We start from the raw sequence: 408 nt of genomic DNA, 5'->3' as shown, positions 1-408 counted from the left end.
GCCGTCTTCGCCGATGGTGGCGGGCTCCTGGGCGACGAGGGCTTGGACGGTGCCGGCTTCGAGGGCCTTGACCTGGGCGGGACCGGCGTCGAACCCGACGATCGTCACGGCGCCCTGCTTGCCGGCCTGCTGGACACCGGTGGCGGAGCCCTCGGCGGCGAAGAGGTTGGCGGCGAAGATGCCGACGATGTCGGGGTCCTTCTGCAGGGCCGCCGTCACGATCTCCGCGGCGGTGGAGGGCTCGTTGTGCGAGTACTGCACCCCGACGGAGGAGAACTTGCTGTCCTTCTTGACGGCGTCTTCGAAGCCCTGCGCGCGGGCGTCGGTGGTGGACACACCCGGGTCGGTGGAGACGACGAGGACCTTCCCGCCGTTCGGGTTGGCCTTCTGGATCGCCTCGAACGCCGC

Annotated in this window: 1 protein-coding gene; it reads right to left on the bottom strand. The window is 70.3% G+C overall.

What is annotated here, in order from left to right:
• Positions 1–408: substrate-binding domain-containing protein (locus P2P98_RS12395; protein WP_275800177.1), on the bottom strand; the 408-nt coding region annotated here is incomplete at both ends.

The organism is Microbacterium sp. Kw_RZR3 (assembly GCF_029222405.1).
Lineage (GTDB): Bacteria > Actinomycetota > Actinomycetes > Actinomycetales > Microbacteriaceae > Microbacterium.
The sequence above is the reverse complement of the archived record's forward strand: the minus strand, read 5'-3'. Positions and strand labels throughout refer to the sequence as shown.